The organism is Craurococcus roseus, from assembly GCF_039523795.1.
Lineage (GTDB): Bacteria > Pseudomonadota > Alphaproteobacteria > Acetobacterales > Acetobacteraceae > Craurococcus > Craurococcus roseus.
Map to the genome: position 1 here is coordinate 24,907 of NZ_BAAAFZ010000051.1, position 7,977 is coordinate 32,883.

The following is a 7,977-nucleotide window of genomic DNA, read 5'->3' on the forward strand; positions in this document are numbered from 1 at the left end:
CGCCCGCTCAACTCATCATCCAGCCGCCGGACACGTCCAGGATGGCGCCGGTGACGAATTCCGCGTCCGGCCCGGACAGGAAGCACACGGCCCGCGCCACCTCCTCCGGCTCGCCGGCGCGGCCGAGCGGCGTCGCCGCGACGATGGCCTGGTTCGTCTCCGGGGCGGTGAGCTTCGCCAGCGGCGTGAGGATGCGCCCCGGCGCGACCGCGTTCACCCGGACGCCGTGCGGCCCCAGCTCGCCGGCCCAGTGGCGCGTGAGGCCGACCAGCGCCGTCTTGGTCGCGGTGTAGTGGCCGCTGACCAGCGGCGTCCACACGCGCCCGGAAACGGACGCCATGTTGACGATCCAGCCGCGCTTGCGCGCCACCATCCCCGGCGTGAGGCGCCGCGCCATGTTGAAGCAGCCGGTGAGGTTGACCGCGACCACCGCGTCCCACTCCGCGCCGTCCATTTCCCAGATCGGCACCGGCTTGCCGTCGCGCTTCGGGCTGATGCCGGCGTTGTTGACCAGGATGTCCACCGGGCCGAGCGCCGCTTCCACCGCGGCGCAGGCCCGATCGACCGCGGCGCGGTCCGCCACGTCGCACCGCTCGGCGTGGCCGCCGCAAGCCCGCGCCGCTTCGGCCGCGAGGCCCGCGTCCGTGTCCAACACCGCCACCCGCGCCCCGCGCGTCGCCAGCTCGGCGGCCACGGCGGCGCCGATCCCGCGCCCGCCGCCGGTGACGAGCGCCACGCGGCCGGCGTGGGTCCGCGGCGCGTCGGTCGCCATCGCCGCCTAGCCCTCCGCCACCCGGAGCACGATCTTGCCGATGTGCTTGCTGCTCTCCATCAGCGCGTGCGCCGCCGCCGCTTCGGCCATCGGGAACACCTTGAAGACCGGCGGCGCGCAGCGCCCGGCATCGAGCAGCGGCCACACCTTTTCCCGCAGCGCCGCGGCGATCTCGCCCTTCTGGGCCGTGGTGCGCGGCCGCATGGTGCTGCCGGTGACGGTGAGGCGGCGCACCATGATCGGGCGGAGGTCCACCTCGTCCGCCACGGCGCCGCCGAGGAAGGCGATGATCACCAAGCGCCCGTCCATCCGCAGGCATCGCAGGTTCCGCTCGAAATAGGCGCCGCCCACCATGTCCAGCACCACGTCGGCCAGCTTGCCCTCGGTGATGGTCTTCACCTCCTGGACGAAGTCCTGCTTCTTGTAGTCGATGGCGGCGTCGGCCCCGAGGTCGAGGCAGGCCTGGCACTTCTCCGGGCTGCCGGCGGTGGCGATGACCCGCGCCCCGAACGCCTTGGCGAACTGGATGGCGGTGACGCCGATGCCGCTGGTGCCGCCGTGGACCAGCGCCGTCTCGCCCTCCTTAAGCCGGCCGTGCCCGAACAGGTTGGCCCAGACGGTGAATGCGGTTTCGCACAGCGCCGCGGCGCGCACGGCGTCGTAGCCGCGCGGCCAGGGCAGGCACTGCGGCGCCGGGGCGACGCAGTATTCGGCGTAGCCGCCGCCGTTGGTCAGCGCGCACACGCGGTCGCCCGGCTTCCAGGCGCCGGCGGCCTGCGGCCCGGCGGCCACCACTTCGCCCGCGACCTCCAACCCGAGGATCGGGCTGGCGCCCGGCGGCGGCGGGTACTCGCCCTTGCGTTGCGACACGTCCGGCCTGTTCACGCCCGCGGCTAGGACGCGGATCAACACCTCGTCGGGACCGGGCTGCGGCACGTCGCCGGTCGCGATCTTCAGCACCTCGGGCCCGCCGCCCCCGCCGTGGGCCACGTAGGACATGCGGCGCGGGACCGCGGCGGCGTCGTTTCCTGCTGCTGCCATGGCCGGTGTCTCCCCTCCGATCGGCGGCGACGTTCCGCGCGCCGCGTGCGCGCGTCAAGCGCACCGGATCGCCGGCGGGCGGGCGGCGGGCTTGCCAGCGTCCGGCCCTGCCGCGAGTATCGTTGCATCGAGTCGCCTCGCGCAGGGACATGCCCGACCGCATCCACAGGTCCTTTATGCCCCGACGCTCCGTGCTGGCCGGATTGGCCGGTGCGGCCATCGGTCCGCGCGGCTCCGCCGGCCAAGGCGGGGCTCCGCCGCCGGCGTCGGCCAACGGCGGCGAGATCCGGTTCGGCGCGCTGTACCCGTTTTCCGGCAGCCTGTCGCTGCTCGGGGACGAAAGCTTCCGCGGCGTGGAGATCGCCGTGGAGGAGCGCAACGCCGCCGGCGGCCTGCTGTCGCGCCCGGTCCGGCTGGTCAAAGGCGAAGCGGCCGACCAGAACCAAGCGGTGGTCGAGGCGCGCCGGTTGCTCGGCGCCGAACGCGCCTCCGGCCTGTTCGGCACCTTCTCCTCCGCGCTTTCCTTCGCGGCCACGCAGGTCGCGGAGATGCAGCGCGTCCCCTATTTCGAACTGGGCGCCATCGGCGACCCGATCACCGAGCGCGGCTTCCGCACCCTGTTCCGCACCTGCCCGCGCGCCTCCGACTTCGCGCGCGAGGCGGTGAACGCCGTGCCGGACACGCTGGCGCCCGCCTGGGGAGTCGCCCCTGGCGCGATCAAGGTGGCGGTCCTCCACGAGGACGGCCTGTACGGCCAGAGCGTGTCCGCCTCGCAAGAGGCGATGCTCGGCGCGCGCGGGCTGGGGCTGGTGGAGAAGCTCGCCTACCCGGCCCGGAGCCCGGACCTCTCCACCGCGGTCCAGCGGCTGAAGGGCGCGAAAGCCGACGTGGTCCTGCACACCGGCTACCAGAACGACATCATCGTGTTCTACCGCGCGATGCGCGAGGCCGGCTGGCGTCCGCGCATGGTGATCGGCTCCGGCGCCGGGTACAGCGGCGTGGACACGATGCGGGCGGTCGGGCCGGACTTCGACGGCACCATGAACGTCGATTTCACCCAGTTCGAGGTGAACGAGCGCATGGCGCCGGGCGTGAGGCGGTTCGTCGAGGCGTACCGGCGCCGCTACGGCAGCGAGCCGCGGTCGGGCCACAGCCTCGCCAACTACACCGGCGCGCGCGTCTGCCTGGACGCGGTGCAGCGCGCCGGCGGCCTGGAGGCCGACCGCGTCCGCGCCGCGATGCTGGCCACGGACCTGCCCGAAGGCGCGACGCCCAGCGGCTGGGGCGTGCGCTTCGACGAGCGCGGCCAGAACACCCGCGCCAAGCCCTTCGTGCTGCAATGGCAGAACGGCAAGCAGGTCACGGTCTTTCCCGCGGAAGCGGCCGTGGCGCGCCTGCGGGCGCAATTCGGGCCGGCCGGCTGAGGCCACCCCGCCGCCCGGGGGCGCGCGTTCAGAGCGGCTTCTGCGCCTTTTCGAGCAGCCGCGCGAAGAAGCCGGGCTTCGCCTTCTTGTCGGCCGCCGTCGCCGACGGGCGGGTCTTGGCGGCGCCCGCCTCGTGTTCGCCGGCGGCGGCCTTGTCCTTGCGCTCCAACCACCGCTCCAAGGAAAGGCCGGCCTTCGCCGCGCGCTTCGCTTCGTAGGCCCTTTGGGCCTCGGTCATCTTGCGCCCGTCCATGAGATCCCCCGCGGGAGCGTCCGCCGCTCGTCGGCCCCGATGTGGCGGGCCGCCGGGCGCGAAGCAAGCCGAGCCTTGCCGCGGCGCGCGCACGTGTCAGGGTCGGCCCATGGAAGCGCGCGTGAAAGCCGGGATTTGGGTCTCCATGGCCCTTCGGTTGGCCGACCTGGCCGGGCGGAGCGGCGTGGTGCTGCGTCGGGGCGACGCCGACAGCGGCGGCGTTCTGTGCGTGCTGCGGGGGCGTGAGGGGTTGGTGGTGCTGAGCCAGGTGCGCGACGCGGAAGGCCGGCCCGCGTGGCTGCGCGGCAGCGGCGCCGAGCTTTTGGACCAAGCCGCGGCCGACGCTTACGTGGAGCGGCAGGTGCGGCGCGACCCCGACCTTTGGGTGCTCGAATTCGAAACGCCCGACTTCCTGCCGCCCTTCGAAGCGAGAATACTTTAGACGCCATCCATGTTAACGTAATCCAAGGCATTTTATCGCAGTAACGTGTCGCCATATCGTTCAATGAGATGATGCGCTGCTCAATGCTTTGGTTTCATTCTGCTCTCCGAAGGTTGCTCGGCCTTCCCTGGCAGCACGCCGACTGGTGAACCTTGAGCCCCTGGAGATGTGTATGACGACGCCCCGACCCATCCTGATCGTCGAAGACGACGCGGCGCTCCGCGCCACGCTGGCGGAGCAGATCATGCTCGCCGGCGAGTTCCACATCGACGAGGCCGAAACGGCGGCCGAGGCCTCCGCCAAGCTCAACGAGGGCAACGCCCGGTACGACGCGATCCTGCTCGATGTCGGCCTTCCGGACGGCGACGGGCGCGAGTTCTGCGCCAAGCTCCGGCGCGACGGCAAGCGCATGCCGGTGATCATGCTGACGGGGGCGGACGCGGAGCAGGACGTGGTGCGCGGGCTGGACGCCGGCGCCAACGACTACATCGCCAAGCCCTTCCGCCTCAACGAGCTGCTGGCCCGCGTGCGCGCCCAGCTCCGCGTCTTCGACAACTCCGAGGACGCGGTGTTCACCATCGGCCCCTACATGTTCCGCCCCTCGGCCAAGCTGCTGCTGGAGCCGGCCAAGAACCGCAAGGTGCGGCTGACGGACAAGGAGTCCAACATCCTCAAGTACCTCTACCGGGCCGCCGGCAAGCCGGTGCCCCGCCAGGTGCTGCTGAACGAGGTGTGGGGCTACAACGCCGCGGTGACCACGCACACGCTGGAGACGCACATCTACCGCCTCCGGCAGAAGATCGAGCCGGACCCGTCGAAGACGCGCCTCCTGCTCACGGAAGGCGGCGGCTACCGGCTGGACGTGCAGGCGGGGCAAGAGGCCGGCATCGCCATCGGCTGACGGCGCCGCGCCTGGGGGTCGGGAGCGTGGGGGCGGCGCGGAGAAGGTCCGCGCCGCCCTTTTTCTACGCCGGCGTCAGCGGTCGGTGAGACGCAGCTCGATCCGCCGGTTGCGTGCGTAGGCTTCCGGCGTGTCCGCCGCGTCGAGCGGCTGGTTGTCGCCGAAGGCGGTCGCCGCGACGCGGTTGGCAGGCAAGCCTTCTTGGATCAGCAATTGCGCCACGGCGATTGCCCGCGCCGCCGAAAGCTCCCAGTTGGAAGCGAACCGGCCGCTGCGGATGGGGTTGCGGTCGGCGTGGCCGTCCACCCGCAACACCCAGTTCACGTCGGGCGGGAAGCGAGACACCAGCTCCTGGAACAGCCTGGCGATGGCCCGGATCTGTTGCTGCCCGCGGTCGGAAAGCTCGGCGCTACCGGCCGGGAACAGCACCTCGGACTGGAACACGAAGCGGTCGCCGACCACCCGCACCTCCGGCCGCTCGCCCAGCAGGTCCCGCAGCCGGCCGAAGAAGTCGCTTCGGTAGCGCTGCAGCTCCTCCACCCGCGCGGCCAGCGCCGCGTTCAACCGGGTGCCGAGGTTGGCGATCTGCACATCCTTCTCGCGCGCGCCGGCTTCGGACACCTCCAACGCCGCCGCGACGCGCGCGATCTGCGCCCGCAGCTCGTCCAACTGGCGCGTCAGCAGCGCCACCTGGGCGCGGGCGCTTTCGGCGAGCCGGCCCTGTTCGCCCGCCCGCGCCTCGGCCGCCTCGCGCCGCTCCTGCTCGCCGCCGGCGCGGCGCGACGCCTCCTGCGCCTGCCGCTCCAACTGGTCGCGCAACGCGGTCAGCGCGCGCACCTGGTCGTAGAGGGTGGCGAGGTCGGCCACCCTCGCCTCGATGGTGGCGCGGTCCACGCGCGCCTGCGCTTCCAGCGCCGCCGCGTGCGCCGCCTCCTGCTGCCGGGCCGACCGCTCCGCTTCGAGGTCGCGGGCGGCCCGCGCCTCCGACTCGGCGGCCCGCGCGACGGCCTGCTGCCGCGCCGCGCGCTCGGCCGTCAGGTCGCGCGCCACCTGGGCCGCGTCGCCGCCTGCCGCTTCGGCGCGCCGGAGCGCCTCCGCCAAGCGCTGTTCGAGGGAAGCCAAGCGCTCGGCCCCGCCGCGCGACGCGAGGTCGAGGTCGGTGACGCGCGCCGCCAGCCGGTCGCGCTCGCCCCGGATGGCGTCGCGCTCGGCGCCCGCCCGCTCCCGCTCCTCGCGCGCCTCCCGGAGCTGCGCGGCCAGGGCGTCGCGCGCGGCGGCGGCGGCGCGGAGTTCGGTCGCGGTGCGGTTCACGGCGCCGCGGAGTTCCGTCGCCTGCCCGCGCTCCAGCGCCAGCATCTCCGCCAGCTCCGCCACCTGCCGGTTCACCCGGTCGAGCGCCTGGTCCCGCGAGGACAGGGCGACGGACAGGAAGCCCTGCGCCAGCGCGAAAACCAGCAGTACGAAGATGATGACCATGAGCAGGGTGGACAGCGCGTCCACGTAGCCCGGCCAAGCCTCCAGGCCGCCGCCGCCGTGCGACCGCCGCCTGCCGCGCGCGAGCGCCACGCCCGCGGCGCCCTACCGCGGCGCTTCTTCGGCGATGGCGGCGATGGTGCGCGCCAGCACCTTGATCTCGTTCCTGATCTCGGCCGTGGACTGGGCGCGGCCGTGCGCCACCTCCTCCAGCAGCCGGGACAGGTAGATCTCCGTGTTGCGGAGGTGGTTGCGGCTCTGCTCGTCGAGCACGTTGGAGCCGCGCGCGTCCGCCAAGCGCTGCAGGGCGGGCGCGAGCGCCGCCTGCTGCTCCGCCACCCGCAGCATGAGGCTCTGCCCGGCCCGCATCTGGTCCGCCAGGATCGCCAGCCGGTCCGTCAACGTGTTCAGCGCCTGGGCGCCGGTGGCGCGCCCTTCCTCGCCCCGCTCCATGGTGCGCTGCAACCGCTCCAGGTTTTCGGCCGTCTGCTCCAGCAGCGCCTGGACGTAGGCCGGGACGCTGCCCATGCCTTCGCCCTCCGGCCCGAGCACGCCGGACGACAGGCGCGTGATGCCGGCGAGCCACTCTTCCAGCTCGTTGAAGAAGCGCGTCTGCGCCTGGCCGGCGCTGAGGTCGAGGAAGCCCAGCACCAGCGCGCCGGCGAGGCCCAGCATGGAAGCGGAAAAGGCCGTGCCCATGCCGCGCAAAGGCTGCGCCAGCCCGGCCTTGAGCTGGTTGAAGAGCTGGTTCAGGTCGCCGGAGCCGACCGACATGTTGCCGATCACGTCGGAGATGGAGCCGATGGTGAGCAGCAGCCCCCAGAAGGTGCCGAGCAGGCCGAGGAAGATCAGCAGCCCGATCATGTAGCGCGACACCTCGCGCTGCTCGTCCAGGCGCGACGCGATGCCGTCCAGCACGCTCCGCATGGCGAGCGCCGACAGCGAGAGCCGGTCGGCCCGCCGCGCCGCGAACATGCTGGCCATCGGCCCGAGCAGCCTCGGCGCCGGTTGCGCCGGCGCGTCCGGACGCGGCGAGCGGAACCGCTCCAGCCACTCCACCTCCGGCCGCAGCATCAGCACCTGCCGCACGGTCCAGGCGATGCCGATCAGCAGCACGCCGAGGATGATGCTGTTCAGCACCGGGTTGCTGGCGAAGGCGTGGCCCAGCTCGCCCGACAGCAGCACGGCCACCGCGGCCACCGCGAGGAGGAAGCCGAGCATGCGCCAGAGGTAACGGAGCGGTGGGGTCATGGGGTGCGGCTCATCCTCCGCCCCGCCGGGGCGCGGCGGCGGGCGGCAGTATGTCGGCGGCGTCCACCGCTTCCGGCGTGCGGCCGAGGGGGCGGAGGTCGATCCGGGTCGGCGCCAGCCCGCCGTTGGCGAGGGCCGATTTCACCGCCAAGGCGCGGCCGAGGCTGAGGCGGCGCGCGGCGGAGACGTCGGCTTCGGGGCCGCTCGCCTGCGCTTCCACGGTGACGCGCCCCGCGCCGGCCGATTCGGCCAAACGGCGGCCGAGTTCCTCGACGCGGACGGCGGCGGCTTCGGACAACTCCTCGCGCCCGGCCGCGAATCGGATCCGCCAACGGCCCTCGGTCATGGCCTCGAAGGCGGCGCCGTTTTGATCGGGGGGCCGCGGCGTGCCGTCGGGGGCGAGCGCCGCCGGGGCAGGCG

Annotated in this window: 9 protein-coding genes; 3 read left to right on the forward strand and 6 right to left on the reverse strand. The window is 73.2% G+C overall.

Going from position 1 to position 7,977, the window contains the following annotated elements:
- Positions 1–7: 7 nt before the first annotated feature.
- Together ABD067_RS16375 and ABD067_RS16380 are read right to left on the reverse strand one after the other, a co-directional pair.
- The gene (locus ABD067_RS16375) at positions 8–772 is read right to left on the reverse strand and encodes an SDR family NAD(P)-dependent oxidoreductase (RefSeq protein ID WP_343896421.1); all 765 of its coding nucleotides are present in this window, start codon (positions 770–772) and stop codon (positions 8–10) included.
- Positions 773–778: 6 nt separating this feature from the next.
- Positions 779–1,813, reverse strand: a complete 1,035-nt coding sequence (locus tag ABD067_RS16380; RefSeq protein ID WP_408871567.1) for an NAD(P)H-quinone oxidoreductase — start codon at positions 1,811–1,813, stop codon at positions 779–781.
- Positions 1,814–1,989: 176 nt separating this feature from the next.
- Here ABD067_RS16380 and ABD067_RS16385 point away from each other — a divergent pair, with 176 nt between their 5' ends.
- Positions 1,990–3,237: an ABC transporter substrate-binding protein gene (locus tag ABD067_RS16385; protein ID WP_343896422.1), complete on the forward strand. Its 1,248-nt coding sequence runs from the start codon at positions 1,990–1,992 to the stop codon at positions 3,235–3,237.
- 28 nt (positions 3,238–3,265) lie between these two features.
- Here ABD067_RS16385 and ABD067_RS16390 read toward each other — a convergent pair whose 3' ends face one another.
- Complete coding sequence (locus ABD067_RS16390) at positions 3,266–3,475, reverse strand: hypothetical protein (protein ID WP_343896423.1); 210 nt, start codon at positions 3,473–3,475, stop codon at positions 3,266–3,268.
- Between the two features lie 124 nt (positions 3,476–3,599).
- Between ABD067_RS16390 and ABD067_RS16395 the strand changes: the two genes are divergently transcribed.
- Both ABD067_RS16395 and ABD067_RS16400 read left to right on the forward strand, forming a co-directional pair.
- On the forward strand, positions 3,600–3,932 hold the full coding sequence (locus ABD067_RS16395; protein ID WP_343896424.1) for a DUF1491 family protein: 333 nt from the start codon (positions 3,600–3,602) through the stop codon (positions 3,930–3,932).
- A 172-nt stretch (positions 3,933–4,104) separates the two neighbouring features.
- Positions 4,105–4,833 (forward strand): response regulator transcription factor, encoded by a 729-nt coding sequence (locus ABD067_RS16400; RefSeq protein ID WP_343896425.1) that lies wholly within the window; start codon positions 4,105–4,107, stop codon positions 4,831–4,833.
- Between the two features lie 75 nt (positions 4,834–4,908).
- On the opposite strand, the gene ABD067_RS16405 is transcribed toward ABD067_RS16400, so the two are convergent.
- From ABD067_RS16405 to ABD067_RS16415, 3 genes are all read right to left on the reverse strand, one after another.
- Positions 4,909–6,399, reverse strand: a complete 1,491-nt coding sequence (locus ABD067_RS16405) for a peptidoglycan -binding protein (RefSeq protein ID WP_343896426.1) — start codon at positions 6,397–6,399, stop codon at positions 4,909–4,911.
- Positions 6,400–6,411: 12 nt separating this feature from the next.
- A complete protein-coding gene (locus ABD067_RS16410) occupies positions 6,412–7,557 on the reverse strand; it encodes a flagellar motor protein MotA (RefSeq protein WP_343896427.1) in 1,146 nt (381 codons plus the stop codon).
- Between the two features lie 10 nt (positions 7,558–7,567).
- A partial coding sequence (locus tag ABD067_RS16415; protein WP_343896428.1) for an OmpA family protein occupies positions 7,568–7,977 on the reverse strand: 410 nt, incomplete at its 5' end.

Excerpts from the sequence above, each read along its gene's own strand:
- ABD067_RS16400 (WP_343896425.1), top strand. The coding sequence starts at position 4,105 with ATGACGACGCCCCGACCCATCCTGATCGTCGAAGACGACGCGGCGCTC.
- ABD067_RS16410 (WP_343896427.1), bottom strand. The coding sequence starts at position 7,557 with ATGACCCCACCGCTCCGTTACCTCTGGCGCATGCTCGGCTTCCTCCTC.
- ABD067_RS16375 (WP_343896421.1), bottom strand. The coding sequence starts at position 772 with ATGGCGACCGACGCGCCGCGGACCCACGCCGGCCGCGTGGCGCTCGTC.
- ABD067_RS16395 (WP_343896424.1), top strand. The coding sequence starts at position 3,600 with ATGGAAGCGCGCGTGAAAGCCGGGATTTGGGTCTCCATGGCCCTTCGG.
- ABD067_RS16380 (WP_408871567.1), bottom strand. The coding sequence starts at position 1,813 with ATGGCAGCAGCAGGAAACGACGCCGCCGCGGTCCCGCGCCGCATGTCC.
- ABD067_RS16390 (WP_343896423.1), bottom strand. The coding sequence starts at position 3,475 with ATGACCGAGGCCCAAAGGGCCTACGAAGCGAAGCGCGCGGCGAAGGCC.
- ABD067_RS16385 (WP_343896422.1), top strand. The coding sequence starts at position 1,990 with ATGCCCCGACGCTCCGTGCTGGCCGGATTGGCCGGTGCGGCCATCGGT.